The sequence below is a fragment of the Micromonospora coxensis genome, assembly GCF_900090295.1.
GTDB lineage: Bacteria > Actinomycetota > Actinomycetes > Mycobacteriales > Micromonosporaceae > Micromonospora > Micromonospora coxensis.
This window is the reverse complement of record NZ_LT607753.1, coordinates 2,290,687-2,306,999: the sequence shown is the minus strand read 5'-3', so window position 1 is coordinate 2,306,999 and position 16,313 is coordinate 2,290,687. Positions and strand designations below refer to the sequence as shown.

Genomic DNA, 16,313 nt, shown 5'->3' with positions numbered 1-16,313 from the left:
GCGCGACGCGGGCGTCAGGGCTGCGGCCCGGTCCAGTCCAGGCAGACCACCACCGCGTCGTCGATCAGGTCGCCGGCCACGAAGGCGCGCAGGTCGCCGATCAGCGACCGTACGGCGTCCAGCGGCGCCATCGGGCCGGTCCGGCGCAGGAAGCGGTCCAGCGCGGTCTCCCCGTACCGGACGTCGCCGCCGGTCGCGTCGATCACCCCGTCGCTGACCACGAAGAGCCGGTCGCCGCGGGCCAGCTCGAAGTGCTGCTCCTGGTAGTCCGTCCCCTCGAACATGCCGAGCGGGAACTGCTTCTCCAACATCTGCTCGTCGACCTCGCCGTCGCGCAGCCGCAGCAGCCGGGGCGAGCCGGCGTCGACCACGGTCAGCCGGCCGGAGGCCAGGTCCAGCTCCATCAGCAGGGCGGAGAGGTGCTGCTCGCCCCCGTGCAGGGCGTAGATCGCCTGGTCGGCGAGGGCGGCCTGGTCGGCCAGGGCCAACCCGCCCCGCCGGGCGTTGCGCAGCGCGTGGGTGGCCAGCGCGGTGAGCATCGAGGCGGCCACCCCCTCGCCGGTGCCGTTGATGGTGGAGAGCCAGAGCCGGTGCCCGTCGTCGGACCAGTCGAAGCTGTCGCCGCGCACCGCGTACGCCGGTTCCAGCTGCCCGGCCAGGCTGAACGAGGGGCGGACCCGGCTCCGCCCGGGCAGCAGCTCCCACTGCATCTCCGCGGCCAGGGTGAGCCGGCGGGTCCGGCGGGCGGCCCGGTACACGTCGGTGCCCGCGGAGACGGCGGCCAGTTCGTGCCCGAGCGCGGTGGCGGCGGCGGCGAGCTGGTCGACGGCGTCCGATTCCGTCGGCGCCGGGGTGAGCCGGAGCACCCCGCGCCGCTCGCCGCGCATCCCCACCGGGAACCAGCCGGCGCCGCCCGCGACGATCGGCTCCTGGTGGTCGAAGCAGCGCCACGCCGGGTGGCCGGGCCCGGTGAGGGGCTCCCCGTCGCCCAGCGGCAGCAGCGCGGAGAGCCGGTAGTCGACCTGGTACAGCTCGATCTCGGTGATGCCGAAGTCGCGGGCCAGCTCGTCGCCCAGCCGGTCGAGCAGGAGATCGGCCGGCGCCTCGATCAACACCCGCCGGACCCGGTCCGCCGGTCCGCTCATTGTCACTCCTCTTGACAGGGGCCGAGCACCGGGTCCCCGGGGTAGTCTCGTGCCCACCATGGCCGAAGAAAACGGTCCTCGCGGACCAGACGTGAGTATGGCCGCCGAGTTGGACGCCGCGGCCGGTGCCCTCCTGTCCGTGTGGGAGGCGGCGCGCGAGCGTACGACGAGCCGTCTCTCCGGTCCTCAGCTCCGCGCCGTCATGGTGGTGGAGCGGCACGACGGGATCAACCTCCGCCGGCTCGCGGCGCTGCTGGACATGCTGCTCTCGTCGGCCAGCCGGCTCTGCGACCGGCTGGTCGCCGCCGGGATGCTGGAGCGGGAGCCGGGCCGCCTCGACCGCCGGGAGATCGCCCTGCACCTGACCCCGGAGGCCCGCCGGCTCCTCACCGAGCTGCGCCAGGACCGCCGCCGGCGGTTGGCCGACGTGCTCGCCGGCATGAGCGGCGAGGGGCGTGACGCGCTGCTGCGCGGCATCCGGGAGTTCGACCGGGTGGCCCGGGAGCGAGAGAGCACGGCGGCGCGGGCGGCCGAGCGGCCGGTGCTCGCGCCACCGTCGGCCCGCGGGGCCGTCGACGACCCGGTCGCCCGCTCGGCCTGAGCGCGGGTCACCGGTCGGCCGGGTCCGTCAGGGCGGCCCGGGCCCGGCGCAGGTAGTCGCCGGAGTGCGGGTGCTCGGCCAGCACCCGGGCGCAGCTGTCCAGCACGACGTCCAGCAGCGGCCGGCGTCCGCCCCGGGCGGCGAGCACCCCGCCCTGCCAGCCGGCGAAGTCCACCAGCAGCTGCGGGTCGCCGACCCGGATCGCCGCGGCCAGCGAGTCCACCAGGTGCGCGACGGCGGCGCCGAAGTCCTCGGCGCGCTCGTCGGGCAGGTCCGCCTCGGCGACGGCGAGCCGGACGATGTCGCGCCGGCGGTGCAGCACCGCCACGTACTCGTCGGCGCCGGCGGGCGGCGGCGGTCCGGTGTGCGCCGCCGCGTGCAGCGGCCCGTCCAGCAGCCGGGCCGCGTCCCGGGCGGTGGCGCCCCAGGCCGCCGCGCCGATCGGGGCCGCCCAGCGGCCGTCCGTGCCGAAGCCCGGCCCGCCGGCGACCACCGGCACCCCGGCCGCCCGGCACGCCTCCACCATCCGGGCGGCCCGGATCAGCCGGCTGGGCTGCACACAGCTCAGCAGCACCGCGTCCGGTCCGCTCTGGTGCAGGTACGAGACCAGGTGCCGGGACGGCACGCTGGCGCCGAGGAAGGTGACCCGCCAGCCCGCGTCCCGGACCACCTCGGCGACGATCCGGGCGGCCAGCGCGTGCCACTCGCCCTCGACGCAGGCCGTCACCACGTGCCCGCGCGGCGCGCGCCGGCCGGTCCGGGCGGCGACCGCGTCCACCACCTGTTCGCTGACGTGGGTCGCGGCGTGCTCCTGGGCGACGCTCCACCGCCCGGTCAGCCAGCGCAGGCCGACCTCGCGCTGGGCGGCGGCGACGAGGTCCACCAGCACGTCGGCGACCGAGGCCCCGGCGGCCAGCAGGTCGGTCGCGACCCGGGCGGCGGCCACCGGGTCGGCCCGGTCCAGGCAGTCGAGGTACGCCGCGACGTCGGCCGGCGTCACCGCCGGGGCGCGCGGTTCGTCCCCGCTCACCCGGGGCTCGAGGCGCGTACGGCGAGCATGGCGATGTCGTCGTGGGCCTGCCCGTCCAGCCATTCGTCGACCAGTTGGAGCAGCCGCTCGACCAGCGCGGCCGGTGGCAGCCCGGCCGCCGAAGCGAGCGCCTGGAGCAGTCGCCGCTCACCGAACATCTCCATCGCGGTCGGACCTCCGCGCGCCTCGGTCACCCCGTCGGTGTACGCCAGCAGCAGCTCACCCGGGGCCAGCCGGACCTCCTCCTGGCGGAACGTCGCGCCGGCGAACGCGCCGATCGGCATCCCGCCCACCGGCACCCGGGTGACGCTGCCGTCGGCGCGGACGACCAGCGGGGACGGGTGCCCGCCGCCGGCGATCCGGGCCCTGGCCCCGCCGTCGGGCTCGGGGTCGACGGTGCCGAGCAGCAGGGTGGTGAACTGGGCGCGGCCGCTGGCGTCCGGTACGTCGAACAGGGCCCGGTTGAGCAGCCCCATCAGTTCCAGCGGGCGCTGCTCGACCAGTCGGAGGGTCTGCAGGGACTGGCGGACCCGCCCGGTGAGCACGGCCGCCCCGACGCCCTTGCCGCAGACGTCGCCGAGGGCGAACATCCCGCCGGAGGCGGTGGGGAACACCTCGTAGAAGTCGCCGCCGATGCGCAGGCTGTCCCCGGCGGCCCGGTAGCCGCCGGCCAGGGTGAGACCGGGCAGCGGCGGCAGTGTCGGCGGCAGGAGGCTGTTCTGCAGCACCCGCGCCAGGTGGGCCTGCTCGCCGTAGAGCTCGGCGGTGGCGATCGCGGCGCCGGCCCGGGCGGCGAACTCGCGGGCCAGTTCGATGTCGCGCCGGTCGAACCCGGGGCGCCCGGCCCGGCGGATCAGGATCAGGGCCCCGGCGGGGCCGCCGGCGGCGAGCATCGGGCTGATCAGCACGGTGCCGGGGCGGCCGAAGTCGGCCGGCAGCACGTCGGCCAGGTCGGCCAGTTCGGCGTCGAGCCACGGGCTGGGGTCGGTGGCGTCGCCGTGCAGGGCGTCCGCGAGGCCGGGGACCGAGCCGGTGAACGTCCAGGGGGCGGTCCCGGTCACCGGGGCGGGATCGCCCTCGGCGTACCGGATCCAGTGCGGCAGGTTCTCGGCGGGCGGGGGTGGGTGGTGCACGACCAGCGCGGCGTCGGCCAGGTACGGCACCGGCAGGGTGGTGGCCGCGCGCAGGGTCTGGTCGCGGTGCAGGGAGAGGCCGAGGCGGCTGCCGGCCTGGGCGAGGAAGGCGGTGCGGGACCGCTCGGCGAGCAGCGCGTCGGTGCGCGCCTGCTCCTCGGTGACGTCCCGGACGTACCAGGCGCACCGGCCGGCGGCGAGCCGACGGCAGACGCCACGCAGCCGGCGGCCCCGGTGTTCGGTGTCGAAGGTCCGGCTCTCCTGCGCCACCGCGGCGGCCAGCGCCGGCACGGCGCAGCCCGCGAGGTCGGTGCCGGGCGTCAGTTCGGGGAGCAGGTCGCCGGCCATCGCGTTGACCAGGGTGACCACTCCGGCGTGGTCGGTGGTGACCACGGCCTCGGCCAGCCCGTCCAGCAGTTCGCGGGCGAGCCGGGGGTCGGCGGGCAGCGGCGCCTCCGGCGACGGCCGGGGTCCCGGCCGGGACACCTGCCCACCGCCGCTGACCGGCCCGGCGTGTCCGCCCCGGCGGGTCGTCGTCACCGCCGGGCGCCGGGCGCTTCGGCCGGTCGACCTCTGCGCATGCTGGTCGTGCACTCCTCGGATGGGGGTTCGTTGCCTGACGGAAAGGGTACCGAGGCGGAGGCGCGATCGCCCATCCAGGAAGCCCGGGTCACTCCCGGCGGCCGAGCCAATCGGACGGTCGGGTGATGATCCGGCGGAGCACCGCGCCGGCGCCGCCGACGACGGCGGACTCCGGTCCGAGGGCCGCCGCCCGGACGGTGACCGGGGACCAGGCGGCGGTGAGCACCCGGTCGGCCAGTTCGGCGGCGACCGGCGGGCGGAGCCAGGGGGCGAGTGTCGCGTATCCGCCGCCGAGGACCACGGTGTCCAGGTCGAGCAGGTTCACCACGCCGGAGACCGCCACTCCGAGGGCGGTGCCGGCGGCCCGCAGCGCGTCGAGGGTCGCCGGGTCGCCCGCCCCGGCGAGGTCGGCCAGCCGCCGGGCGGCGGTGTCCGCCGGGAGGTCCGCGCCGGAGAGTCCGGCCGCGGCGAGGACGGCCTCCTGTCCGGCGTACGTCTCCAGGCAGCCCCGGGCGCCGCACCGGCAGCGCGGTCCGGTCGGGTCGACCGGCACGTGGCCCAGTTCCCCGCTCCAGCCCCGTACGCCCCGGAACAGCGCGCCGTCGAGCACGATCCCGGCGCCGATGCCGATCTCGCCGGAGACGTGCAGGAAGCTCGCCGTGCCGGGGGTGGCGTGCAGTTCGCCGAGGGCGGCCAGGTTGGCCTCGTTGTCGACGGTCAGCGCCGGGCCGGCGACCGTCCCGGTCAGCGGGGGGTGCCCGGCGAGCAGGGCGGGCACGTCCACCTCGCGCCAGCCGAGGTTGGGCGCGAGCCGGACCAGCCCGTGGGCGTCGACCAGGCCGGGCACCGCCAGCGTCGCGCCGGCCAGGGTCAACCCGTGCCGGTCGGCGGTGGCCCGGGCCCGCCCGGCCAGCTCGACCAGGCGGGCGAGGGCGTCGGCGGGGGAGAGGGGCCGCAGGTCGGCGCGGTGCACCTCGTGGTGGCGGACCTGACCGGTCAGGTCGACCACGCAGGCGGCGAGGTAGTCGACGTTGACCTCCAGGCCGAGCCCGGCGGGTCCGTCGGCGGCGAGCCGCAGCCCACGGGCGGGCCGGCCGGCCCCGGCGCGTGGCTCCGGTGCGGCCTCGACCACCAGCCGGCCGGCGATCAGGTCGTCGACGACGGCGGAGACGGTGGCCCGGGTCAGGCCGGTGTCGGCGGCGATCGCGGCCCGGGAGGGCGGTCGGTCGGCGGCGGCGATCCGGCCGAGCACCACGGCGAGGTTGAGCTCGCGCAGGCTGCCCTGGCGGACCGCGCCGGCGGTGCTGGCGCTGGTCACCGCTTGACACTGCCACACCGGGGTCATTTAATTCAACCACTGAACAAATAGCGGACGACACCACCGGAGGTCTGCCATGGCACCCCGTCCCACCCCCGCCGACAAGTTCTCCTTCGGGCTCTGGACGGTGGGCTGGCCGGCCCGTGACCCGTTCGGCGACGCCACCCGGGGGGAGCTGGACCCGGTCGAGGCCGTGCACCGCCTCGCCGAGCTGGGCGCGTACGGCATCACCTTCCACGACGACGACGTGGTGCCCTTCGGCGCGGACGCCGCCACCCGCGACGCCCACCTGGCCCGGTTCCGCAAGGCCCTCGACGAGACCGGCCTGGTCGTCCCGATGGTCACCACCAACCTCTTCCAGCACCCCGTCTTCAAGGACGGCGGCTTCACCAGCAACGACCGCGACGTCCGCCGGTACGCGCTGCGCAAGGTGCTGCGCAACGTCGACCTCGCCGCCGAACTGGGCGCCCGCACCTTCGTGATGTGGGGCGGCCGGGAGGGCGCCGAGTACGACCTGGCCAAGGACGTCCGCGCGGCGCTGGACCGCTACCGCGAGGCGGTCGACCTGCTCTGCCAGTACGTCGTCGACTCCGGCTACGACCTGCGCTTCGCCCTGGAGCCCAAGCCGAACGAGCCGCGTGGCGACATCCTGCTGCCCACCATCGGTCACGCGCTGGGCTTCATCTCCACCCTCGCCCACCCGGAACTGGTCGGCCTCAACCCGGAGGTCGGCCACGAGCAGATGGCCGGGCTGAACTTCGCGCACGGCATCGCCCAGGCGCTCTGGCAGGGCAAGCTGTTCCACATCGACCTCAACGGCCAGCGGGGCATCAAGTACGACCAGGACCTCGTCTTCGGCCACGGCGACCTGCTCAACGCGTTCGCCCTGGTGGACCTGCTGGAGCACGGCGGTCCCGGGGGCGCCCCCGCGTACGACGGGCCCCGGCACTTCGACTACAAGCCGTCCCGTACCGAGGACTTCACCGGGGTGTGGGCCTCGGCCGAGGCGAACATGCGCACGTACCTGCTGCTCAAGGAGCGGGCCGCGGCGTTCCGGGCCGACCCGGAGGTGGCCGAGGCGCTCGCCGCCAGCCGGGTCGCCGAGCTGTCCACCCCGACGCTGAACCCCGGCGAGACCTACGCCGACCTGCTCGCCGACTCCTCCGCCTTCGAGGAGTTCGATGTCGATGCGGCCGGGGCGAAGGGCTTCGGCTTCGTCCGGCTCAACCAGCTCGCCGTCGAGCACCTGCTCGGCGCGCGCTGAGGAGGGCCGCCATGCCGCTCGTCGCCGGGGTCGACTCGTCCACCCAGTCCTGCAAGGTCGTCGTCCGGGACGCGGAGACCGGCGCGCTGGTCCGGCAGGGCCGCGCGCCGCACCCGGACGGCACCGAGGTCGACCCCGAGGCCTGGTGGGACGCGCTGCGCGCGGCGATCGACGCCGCCGGTGGGCTGACCGACGTCGCGGCCGTCTCGGTCGCCGGCCAGCAGCACGGCATGGTCTGCCTGGACGACGCCGGCCGGGTGGTCCGACCCGCCCTGCTCTGGAACGACACCCGCTCCGCCGACGCCGCCGCCGACCTGATCGCCGAGGCCGGTGGCGGCGAGGCGGGCCGTCGCTCGTGGGCGGAGGCGACCGGCAGCGTGCCGGTGGCCAGCTTCACCGCCACCAAGCTGCGCTGGCTGGCCCGGCACGAGCCGGACCGGGCCGCCCGGGTCGCGGCGGTGTGCCTGCCGCACGACTGGCTCACCTGGCGGCTGGCCGGCGCGCCCGGCCTGGACGCGCTGCGCACCGACCGGGGCGACGCCAGCGGCACCGGCTACTGGTCGCCGCGCACCGGCGCGTACCGCTTCGACCTGCTGGAGCAGGCGTTCGGTCGGCGACTGCGGGTGCCGACGGTGCTCGGCCCGGCCGACGCCGCCGGCACCCTGGACCGGTCCGTCCTGGCCGGTCCGGGCGGCTCACCGGCGGCTTCGACCGGCACGGCGACCGGCGGCGGAGCGACGCCGGCACCGGCCGGCGGGACCGTGCTGCTCGGCCCCGGCACCGGCGACAACGCCGCCGCCGCGCTCGGCGTCGGGGCCGGCCCGGGGGACGTGGTCGTCTCCATCGGCACCTCCGGCACGGTCTTCGCGGTCTCCGACGCCCCGGCCGCGGACCCGGGCGGCGCGGTCGCCGGGTTCGCCGACGCCACCGGCCGGTTCCTGCCGCTGGTCTGCACGCTCAACGCGGCCCGGGTGCTCGACGCCGCGGCGGCGATGCTCGGGGTCGGCCTCGACGAGCTGTCCGACCTGGCGCTGGCCGCCCCGCCCGGGGCCGACGGGCTGGTGCTGGTGCCCTACCTGGAGGGGGAGCGGACCCCGGTCCGGCCACTGTCCACCGGGGCGCTGCACGGGCTCACCCTGCACACCGCGACCCCGGCGCACCTGGCCCGGGCCGCCGTCGAGGGGATGCTCTGCGCGCTCGCCGACGGCCTGGACGCGCTCACCGCGCAGGGGGCGCGGGCCGACCGGATCGTCCTGGTCGGCGGTGGCGCCCGCGCGGCCGCGGTCCGCCGGATCGCCCCGCAGGTCTTCGGCCGGCCGGTGCTCGTGCCGCCGCCGGGGGAGTACGTCGCCGACGGCGCCGCCCGCCAGGCCGCCTGGGTCGCCCTGGGCGGCGCGACGCCGCCCGCCTGGCCGGTCACCGGCACGCAGGAGTACGCCGCCGAGCCGGTCCCCGCCGTCCGCCGGCGGTACGCCGCCGCCCGGGACCTCACCGTCGACCGGAGCGACGCCACGCCGTAGGACGGGTGTCGAAGTCCCGGACGTCGCCTCGGCTCGGCCGGGACTTCGACGCCACGCCCTAATGCGCTGTACGCGGCGGCCCCGGGTGGCGATGATCGGGCGATGCGCAGCACCCCCGAACCGTCCGGCGCGCCGACCGGCGTCGACCTGCCCGCGACCCTGCAGTACGACGACGCGGACACCCCGTGCGACGTGGTGGACGCCCTGATGCTGGCCGACTTCGTCACCGGCCGCCACCCGTGGTCGCGCACCGTGCGGCTCTCCCGGGTCCGCCCCGAGGCGTCGCTGACGGTCCCCGACGGGCGGCTGCTGCGGACCGCCATCGAGAACCGGCAGCGCTCCCGGCTGCTCGCCGGCGACGGCTGGACCGCGCGCGTGGTGACCTGGAAGGGGCGCGGCGCCGAGGTGACCGTGACGGCGGTCGACGACGAGGTGGGCCAGTCCGCCCTGGACCGGATCGTCGACGGGGCCGCCGAGCCGGAGGCCCCGGACACCGCCCGGATCGGCTTCTGGCACCAGAACCCGCGCCGGGGCGCGCAGCGTGATCTGCGGTCCATCGTCGCCCCGGAGTGGGCCACCATCCGGCCCAACTACAGCGCGTCGGCCGGCGCGGCCCTGGACGCGCTGATGGCGGTCACCCCGCAGACCGTCGCCGGTCGGCTGATCCTGCTGCACGGCGCGCCCGGCACCGGCAAGACCACCGCGCTGCGGGCGCTGACCCGGCACTGGCGTGACTGGTGCCAGGTCGACTGCGTCCTCGACCCGGACGTGCTCTTCGGGGACACCGCCTACCTGTCGGAGGTGGCGGTCGGCGAGGAGGACGACGGGGACAGCGGCACCACCCGCAAGTGGCGGCTGCTGATCCTGGAGGACTGCGACGAGCTGATCCGGGGCGAGGCCAAGCAGGCGGCCGGGCAGGCGCTGTCCCGGCTGCTCAACCTCACCGACGGGCTGCTCGGGCAGGGCCGGGACGTGCTGGTGGCGATCACCACGAACGAGGACCTGTCCCGGCTGCACCCGGCGGTGGTCCGTCCCGGCCGGTGCCTGGCCCGGGTCGAGGTGGGGCCGCTGTCGTACGCGGAGGCGACCGGGTGGCTCGGCACCTCGGCCGGGGTGCCGCCGCAGGGGGCGACCCTCGCCGAGCTGTACGCGCTGCGGTCCGGGGCGGTCCCGACCACCGTCGTGCCGGTGGAGATCGGCGGGTACCTCTGAGCCGGCCGGTCCGGGTGGGGCCGGTCACCGGAACGTGATCCGCACCTGATTTGCTGCCGGTCATGGCTGGCACCAGGAACGCCCGGCGGGGGAACGCGGCGCACCGCCTCTACAGCGTCGTGGTGTTCGTGGTGCTCGCCTCGCTGGACAACGTGGCGATCGGCCTGGTGCCCCCGCTGTACGGGCCGATCTCCGGGGCGCTCGACGTGCCGCAGCGGCTGCTCGGCCTGGTCACCGCGGTCAGCTTCCTGGTCAGCGCGGTGGCCGCGGTGGCCTGGGCGTACGTGGGCGACCGGACGAACCGCAAACCGCTGCTCATGGTCGGCACGCTGATCTGGGCCGCCGGCACCGGCGGCAGCGCGCTGGCCCAGGACTACCCGACCTTCCTGGCCGCCCAGCTCGTCGCCGCGATCGGGCTGGGCGCGGTCGGCTCGGTCGGCTTCTCCGTGGTCACCGACCTGATCTCACCGCGCCGCCGGGGCCTGGTGATGAGCTTCTGGGGCCTGTCGCAGGGCGTCGGCACACTGGCCGGGACGCTCACCGGCGGCCTGCTCGGCAGCACCGACTGGCGGCGTCCGTTCCTGGCGCTCACCGTGGTCGGGCTGGCCGCCACCGCCGCCTACCTCTTCACGTACGACATCCGGCGCGGGCAGAGCGAGCCCGAGCTGGCCGGCGCGATCGACGCCGGCCACGAGTACGACTACCGGATCACCCGCGCCGACCTGCCCCGCATCCTGGCCCGCCGGACCAACCGTTGGCTGATCCTGCAGGGGCTGACCGCGCAGGCCGCGTTCGGCTCGCTGGTCTGGCTGCCGGTGCTCTTCTCCGAACGGGCCGAGGACCAGGGCTACTCGCCGGCCACCGCGGTGATGGTGGGCAGTGTCTTCGCCACCCTGTTCCAGCTCGGCGGGGTGCTCTCCATCGTGGGCGGGCTGGCCGGCGACGCGCTGCAACGGCGTACGCCGAGAGGGCGGGCCCTGGTCGCGGCGCTGGGCATCCTCGCGGCCGTGCCGTTCTACCTGGTGCTGTTCCTGGTCCCGGTGCGCATCGTGGTGCCCGACGGCGCGAGCGGCGCGGCGGTGGTCCGGGCGGTGCTGGCCAGCGTGGTCACCGAGCCGACGGTCGGGCTGAGCCTGCTCACCGCCGTCGTCGCGCTGGCCCTGACCTCGGCCAACTCGCCGAACTGGTTCGCCCTGATCGCCGACGTCAACCCGCCCGAGCACCGGGGCACCGTCTACAGCCTGGGCAACCTGGTCAACGGGGTGGGACGGGCGGCGGGCAACGGCCTGGTCGGGGTGGCCTTCCACGGCCTGCGCGCGGCGTTCCCGCCGCCGCTGAACTACGCCGTCGGGCTGGCCGTCTTCCAGCTCTTCTTCATCCCCACCGGGGTCATGTACTGGCTCGCCTCGCGTACCTCGCCCGGTGACATCGACTCCGTGCACGAGCTGCTGCACGCTCGCGCCGACCGGCTCTGAGCAGCGCTCCGTCGGCCGGCGCGGGTGGGCGCCGCGTCGCGGCTCGTCGGGGCCGCGCACGGCGGCGACGGGCGTGGGCGCCGCGCCGCGCGGACGGAACGGTCCCGCCGGCTCCCGGACCGGCGCCGGGAGTCGGCGGGACCGAACGGCGTCAGCCGCGGACCCAGACCGTGACGTCGGTCGGGACCCGGCCGTCCTCGTCGAGCGGAGCGCTGCTGCACAGCAGCTCACCGGCCGGGACCGGGACGGCCGCCGCGCCGAAGTTGGTCAGCACGGTCAGCCCGCCGTTGCGGAAGGCCAGCACCTCGTCGCCGGTGGAGAGCCACGCCAGCGGCCCTCGGGCGAGCCCGTGCTCGCGGCGCAGCCGCAGCGCGGTGCGGTACATCTCGTACGTCGAGCCGGGCACGTCGCGCTGCCGGTCCAGGGCGTACTCGGCCCAGGACGGCGGCTGCGGCAGCCAGCTCGCGTCGGTCGGCCCGAAGCCGTACGACGGGGCGTCGGCCTCCCACGGGATCGGCACCCGGCAGCCGTCCCGGCCGCGCTGGGTGTGCCCGCTGCGCTCCCAGGTCGGGTCCTGCCGGGCCTCGTCCGGCAGCGTGGTGTGCTCGGGCAGGCCCAACTCCTCGCCCTGGTAGAGGTAGGCGGAGCCGGGCAGGGCCAGCATGAGCAGGCTGGCCGCCCGGGCCCGGCGCAGCCCCAGCGCGGCGTCCGGCTGCGGGTCGCCGATCCCGACGCCGTTGAGCCGGCCGCCGTCGGCGGTGAGGCCCAGCCGGGACGCGTGCCGGACCACGTCGTGGTTCGACAGCACCCACGTCGTCGGCGCGCCCACCGCGTCGGTGGCCTCCAGGGACCGGGTGACGACCGCGTACTGGGCCGGCGCGCTCCACGCGGCGAGCAGGTACTCGAAGTTGAACGCCTGGTGCATCTCGTCGGGGCGCACGTAGCGGGCCAGCCGCTCGGCCGGCTCCACCCACGCCTCGGCCACCAGGATCCGCTCCCCGGGGTACGTGTCGAGCAGTCGGCGCCACTCCCGGTAGATCTCGTGCACGCCGTCCTGGTCCCACATCGGGGGCCGGGGCTTGTCCACGTCGTTGCCGGAGAGGATCTCCTGCGGCTCCTGCCAGTTCGCCAGGTCGGCCTGCTTGACGAGGCCGTGCGCGACGTCCACCCGGAAGCCGTCCACGCCCCGGTCCAGCCAGAAGCGCAGCACGTCGAGGAACTCCTCGCGGACCTCCGGGTTGTCCCAGTTGAGGTCGGGCTGCCCGGGGTCGAAGAGGTGCAGGTACCACTGGCCGGGCCGGCCGTCCGGCTCGGTCACCCGGGTCCAGGCGGGGCCGCCGAAGACGCTCTGCCAGTCGTTTGGCGGCTGGTCGCCGTCCGGGCCCAGGCCGTCGCGGAAGACGTACCGGGCGCGCTCCGGGCTGCCCGGGCCGGCGACCAGCGCGGTCCGGAACCAGCGGTGCGCGGAGGAGGTGTGGTTCGGCACCAGGTCGACGATGACCCGCAGCCCCTTGGCGCGGGCCTCGGCGATCAGCGCGTCGGCGTCCGAGAGCTTGCCGAAGAGCGGGTCGACGTCCCGGTAGTCGGCCACGTCGTACCCGGCGTCGGCCTGCGGCGACGGGTAGAACGGGGACAGCCAGACCGCGTCGACGCCCAGCTCGGCGAGGTGGCCGAGGCGGGCCGTGATGCCCGGCAGGTCGCCCATGCCGTCGCCGTCGGAATCGGCGAAGGAGCGCGGGTAGATCTGGTAGATGACGGCCTCGGTCCACCACCCGCCGGCCGGGCCACCGGGCTGTTCCTGCTGCGTCGCGTCGGTGTTCAGAGCTTCTCCCTGGGTCGTGCGGGTGTCGAATCCGTTCAGTTTGCCCGCGGTGGCGCGGTCGATTCACGCACCACCAGCCGAGTGGGCAGGATCACCGGTTGACCCGGCGGGTCGCCCGGGTCGTCGGTGACGCGCTGCTCCGGAACCCGGGTGGCGTACGGGTCGGCGGTCCGGGTGCGCAGCGGGTCGAGGAGCAGCCGGACGGCGAGCCGCCCCTGCTCGGCGGCGGGCTGGGCGATGGTGCTCAGCCCCAGCACCCCGGCCAGGTCGTGGTTGTCGACGCCGATCACGCTGACGTCCTGCGGCACCCGCAGCCCGGCGTCGCGCAGCGCGCTGATCGCCCCCATCGCCATCTCGTCGCAGGCCGCGAAGATCGCCGTCGGCGGCTCGCCCCGGGCGAGCAGTTCGGCGGTGGCCCGGGTGCCCCCGTCGATGGTGAACTGCGACTCCACGTCCAGGCTCGGGTCGGGGTCGATGCCGGCCGCGCGCAGTGCCTCCCGGTAGCCGCGGCGGCGGTCCAGGTGGGTGGTGAAGGCCAGCTCGTCGTCCGGGTCGCCGGAGATGTGCGCGATCCGGCGGTGGCCGAGGTCGAGCAGGTGCCGGGTGGCCGTCCGGGCGGCGGCCACGTCGTCGATGCGCACGCAGGGCCAGCCCGGCACGTGGCTGCCGGAGCTGATGGTGATGCCGGGCAGCTCCAGCCGGGCCAGCGCGGTCAGGTCGGCCGGGCGCAGCGGGGTGGCGACCAGCATGATCGCGTCCACCCGCTTGTGCAGGTTGGCGGTGCGCAGCACCCGCTGCCGGATCTGTTCGCGCCCGCCGAGGTTGTACAGCAGCAGGTCGTACCCGGCCTGGTGGAGGTGGTCCTCGACCGCCTCGACGACGGTGCCGAAGAACCACCGGGTGATCCGGGGGACCACCACGGCCACCGTCCCGGTCCGGCCGCCGGCCAGCCGGGAGGCGCTCGGCGAGACCGCGTACTCCAGTTGCTCGGCGGCGGCGAGCACCCGCCGGCGCGTCGCGGCCGACACCGTCGGCAGCCCGCGCAGCGCGCGGGAGACGGTGGCGGTCGAGACCCCGGCGAGCCGGGCGACGTCATCAATCCTGGTCACGATGTTCCCCCGCTCCACGACGGCGCCGCCGCCGCCCGGCAGGCGGGCGGCGGCGGACCGGCGTCAGCCCTTGACGCTGCCGGCGAGCAGACCCCGCACGAAGTAGCGCTGCAGGGACAGGAACACGATCAGCGGTACGACGATCGAGACGAACGCACCGGCGGTGAGGCGCTGCCACTCGTTGCCCCGGGTGCCGGCCATCTCGGCCAGCCGGACGGTGAGCGGGGCGGTCTCGTTGCCGCCCCCGGCGAAGATCAGCGCGACCAGCAGGTCGTTCCAGACCCAGAGGAACTGGAAGATGCCGAAGGCCGCCAGGGCCGGGGTGATCAGCGGCAGGACGATGGTGCGGAAGATCTTGGGGTGGGTGGCCCCGTCGACCCGGGCCGCCTCCATCAGGTCCTTGGGCAGCTGCGAGATGAAGTTGTGCAGCAGGAACACCGCGAAGGGCAGGGCGAAGCAGGTGTGCGCGAACCACACCTGGGCGAACTTCTGCTCGTCCACCAGGTCCCAGGCCGGCATCAGGGTGACGCCCGCGACCGTGACGCCGGTGGAGAAGAACTTCAGCAGCGGCACCAGGGCCATCTGCAACGGCACGATCTGCATCGCGAAGATCGCGATGTAGAGCCAGTCCCGCCCCCGGAAGTTGATCCAGGCCAGCGCGTACGCGGCCAGCGAGGCGAAGGCGAGCGGGAAGAGCACCGACGGGATGGTGATCGCCAACGAGTTGATGAAGTAGCTGGCGAGCTGCCCCGACGACGAACTGCTGCCGAAGAGCACTTCCTGGTAGTTCTCCAGGGTGAACTGGGGGTCGGTGAAGAACGTCCACCAGCCGCTGCTCTTGATCTGGTCCTCCGGCCGGAAGGACGAGACGAACAGGCCGAAGGTCGGGATCGTCCAGAACAGCGCGATGACGATCGAGATCAGGGTGGCGGCACGGGTGTTCAGCCGCTTGCGGACGCGGCCCGCGGTCGTGGTCTTACCCACGGCCTGGGTGCCGGCTCCGACGGTGGGCGTGGCGGTGGTCATCTCAGCCCTCCCGCTGCTGACGCAGGTTGCGGATCTGGTAGATCACGATCGGGATGACCAGGATGAACAGGAAGACCGCAAGGGCGGAGCCCTGCCCGTTCTGGCCGTACCGGAACGCCTGGTTGTACATCTCGTTGGCGATCACGCTGGTGTCGTAGTTGCCGTTGGTCGCGGTGCGGACGATGTCGAAGACCTTGAGGGTGGCGATCGACAGCGTCACCACCACGACGATCAGCGCCGGCCGGATGCTCGGCATGGTGATCTGCCAGAACATCTGCCAGGGGCTGACCCCGTCGAGGCGGGCGGCCTCCACGATGTCGGCGGGGATCGCCTTGATGGCGGCGGAGAGCACCACCATCGCGAAACCGGCCTGGATCCACACCATGATCACGATGAGCAGGAACGTGTTCAGCGGCGACTCCAGCAGCCACTGCTTCGGCTCGCCGCCGAGGCTGACCACGATCTGGTTGAGCAGACCGATCTGCTCCTGCCCGTCACCGCGGTACGCGTAGACGAACTTCCAGATGATGCTCGCGCCGACGAACGAGATCGCCATCGGCAGGAAGATCAGCGACTTGGCGATCGCCTCGAACCGGGCCTTGTCCACCATCACGGCGTAGAGCAGGCCGAACGAGGTGGCCACCAGCGGGACCAGCAGCACCCAGATCAGCGTGTTGATCAGGACTCGGACGATCGAGTCCTCGGAGAACATCCACCCGTAGTTGCGCAGCCCCACCCAGTCGTTGCTGCCGGCGTCCATGAAGGAGAGCAGCGTGGTGCGGATGGCCGGCACCACCAGGCCGACGCCGAGCAGCAGCAGCGTCGGCAGCAGGAAGAACAGGGCGAAGAGCCCCTCCCGCTGCTTCGGCCGGCGGGGCAGCGCCGCGCCGCTCGCCGAGGCGGCGACCAGTTGCGCCTCGCGACGGCGGGCGAACCAGGACGGCACCACGTCGAGGAGCAGGAGCAGACCGCCCACCACCACGACGAAGGCGAGCAGCCCGTAGCCGAGCATGAAGAACTTGGGCTGTTCCTCCAGCCAGTCGAACTCCATCGACCCTCCTTCAAGGGTTCGGTCG

13 protein-coding genes are annotated in these 16,313 nt (G+C 74.9%); 5 read left to right on the top strand and 8 right to left on the bottom strand.

The window, feature by feature from the left end:
- Positions 1–14: 14 nt before the first annotated feature.
- Positions 15–1,145, bottom strand: coding sequence for a PP2C family protein-serine/threonine phosphatase (locus GA0070614_RS10315; protein ID WP_088975750.1), 1,131 nt, complete (start codon positions 1,143–1,145; stop codon positions 15–17).
- 97 nt (positions 1,146–1,242) lie between these two features.
- On the opposite strand from GA0070614_RS10315, the gene GA0070614_RS10310 reads away from it, so the two are divergent.
- Positions 1,243–1,746 carry a MarR family winged helix-turn-helix transcriptional regulator gene (locus GA0070614_RS10310; RefSeq protein WP_088975749.1) on the top strand — a complete coding sequence of 168 codons (504 nt, stop codon included), beginning with the start codon at positions 1,243–1,245 and terminating at the stop codon, positions 1,744–1,746.
- Between the two features lie 7 nt (positions 1,747–1,753).
- On the opposite strand, the gene GA0070614_RS10305 is transcribed toward GA0070614_RS10310, so the two are convergent.
- From GA0070614_RS10305 to GA0070614_RS10295, 3 genes are all read right to left on the bottom strand, one after another.
- Positions 1,754–2,776, bottom strand: a complete 1,023-nt coding sequence (locus GA0070614_RS10305) for a cobalamin B12-binding domain-containing protein (protein WP_231933604.1) — start codon at positions 2,774–2,776, stop codon at positions 1,754–1,756.
- Positions 2,773–4,395, bottom strand: a complete 1,623-nt coding sequence (locus GA0070614_RS10300) for a PP2C family protein-serine/threonine phosphatase (protein ID WP_231933603.1) — start codon at positions 4,393–4,395, stop codon at positions 2,773–2,775. Before GA0070614_RS10300 ends, GA0070614_RS10305 begins: the two co-directional genes overlap by 4 nt.
- A 184-nt stretch (positions 4,396–4,579) precedes the next feature.
- The gene (locus GA0070614_RS10295; protein WP_088975747.1) at positions 4,580–5,836 is read right to left on the bottom strand and encodes an ROK family protein; all 1,257 of its coding nucleotides are present in this window, start codon (positions 5,834–5,836) and stop codon (positions 4,580–4,582) included.
- Between the two features lie 49 nt (positions 5,837–5,885).
- Between GA0070614_RS10295 and xylA the strand changes: the two genes are divergently transcribed.
- The 4 genes from xylA to GA0070614_RS10275 all read left to right on the top strand — a co-directional run bounded on the left by xylA (position 5,886) and on the right by GA0070614_RS10275 (position 11,280).
- A complete protein-coding gene (gene xylA / locus GA0070614_RS10290) occupies positions 5,886–7,073 on the top strand; it encodes a xylose isomerase (protein WP_088975746.1) in 1,188 nt (395 codons plus the stop codon).
- Between the two features lie 11 nt (positions 7,074–7,084).
- Complete coding sequence (xylB, locus tag GA0070614_RS10285) at positions 7,085–8,593, top strand: xylulokinase (protein WP_088975745.1); 1,509 nt, start codon at positions 7,085–7,087, stop codon at positions 8,591–8,593.
- Positions 8,594–8,695: 102 nt separating this feature from the next.
- Complete coding sequence (locus tag GA0070614_RS10280) at positions 8,696–9,805, top strand: DUF5925 domain-containing protein (RefSeq protein ID WP_088975744.1); 1,110 nt, start codon at positions 8,696–8,698, stop codon at positions 9,803–9,805.
- A gap of 62 nt (positions 9,806–9,867) precedes the next feature.
- Positions 9,868–11,280 carry an MFS transporter gene (locus GA0070614_RS10275; RefSeq protein WP_088979351.1) on the top strand — a complete coding sequence of 471 codons (1,413 nt, stop codon included), beginning with the start codon at positions 9,868–9,870 and terminating at the stop codon, positions 11,278–11,280.
- Between the two features lie 151 nt (positions 11,281–11,431).
- Here the strand turns inward: GA0070614_RS10275 and GA0070614_RS10270 are convergent, their stop codons facing one another.
- The 4 genes from GA0070614_RS10270 to GA0070614_RS10255 form a co-directional block, all read right to left on the bottom strand.
- Positions 11,432–13,102: a glycoside hydrolase family 13 protein gene (locus GA0070614_RS10270; protein ID WP_088975743.1), complete on the bottom strand. Its 1,671-nt coding sequence runs from the start codon at positions 13,100–13,102 to the stop codon at positions 11,432–11,434.
- Between the two features lie 35 nt (positions 13,103–13,137).
- The gene (locus GA0070614_RS10265; RefSeq protein WP_088979350.1) at positions 13,138–14,211 is read right to left on the bottom strand and encodes a LacI family DNA-binding transcriptional regulator; all 1,074 of its coding nucleotides are present in this window, start codon (positions 14,209–14,211) and stop codon (positions 13,138–13,140) included.
- Between the two features lie 63 nt (positions 14,212–14,274).
- Positions 14,275–15,237 (bottom strand): carbohydrate ABC transporter permease, encoded by a 963-nt coding sequence (locus GA0070614_RS10260; RefSeq protein WP_088975742.1) that lies wholly within the window; start codon positions 15,235–15,237, stop codon positions 14,275–14,277.
- A gap of 1 nt (position 15,238) precedes the next feature.
- Positions 15,239–16,288, bottom strand: coding sequence for a carbohydrate ABC transporter permease (locus tag GA0070614_RS10255; RefSeq protein WP_088975741.1), 1,050 nt, complete (start codon positions 16,286–16,288; stop codon positions 15,239–15,241).
- Between the last annotated feature and the right edge of the window lie 25 nt (positions 16,289–16,313).

Bases quoted from the DNA above. Each gene is read 5' to 3' on its own strand.
- GA0070614_RS10315 (WP_088975750.1), bottom strand. From the start codon at position 1,145: ATGAGCGGACCGGCGGACCGGGTCCGGCGGGTGTTGATCGAGGCGCCG.
- GA0070614_RS10310 (WP_088975749.1), top strand. From the start codon at position 1,243: ATGGCCGCCGAGTTGGACGCCGCGGCCGGTGCCCTCCTGTCCGTGTGG.
- GA0070614_RS10295 (WP_088975747.1), bottom strand. From the start codon at position 5,836: ATGACCCCGGTGTGGCAGTGTCAAGCGGTGACCAGCGCCAGCACCGCC.
- xylA (WP_088975746.1), top strand. From the start codon at position 5,886: ATGGCACCCCGTCCCACCCCCGCCGACAAGTTCTCCTTCGGGCTCTGG.
- xylB (WP_088975745.1), top strand. From the start codon at position 7,085: ATGCCGCTCGTCGCCGGGGTCGACTCGTCCACCCAGTCCTGCAAGGTC.
- GA0070614_RS10280 (WP_088975744.1), top strand. From the start codon at position 8,696: ATGCGCAGCACCCCCGAACCGTCCGGCGCGCCGACCGGCGTCGACCTG.
- GA0070614_RS10275 (WP_088979351.1), top strand. From the start codon at position 9,868: ATGGCTGGCACCAGGAACGCCCGGCGGGGGAACGCGGCGCACCGCCTC.
- GA0070614_RS10260 (WP_088975742.1), bottom strand. From the start codon at position 15,237: ATGACCACCGCCACGCCCACCGTCGGAGCCGGCACCCAGGCCGTGGGT.
- GA0070614_RS10255 (WP_088975741.1), bottom strand. From the start codon at position 16,288: ATGGAGTTCGACTGGCTGGAGGAACAGCCCAAGTTCTTCATGCTCGGC.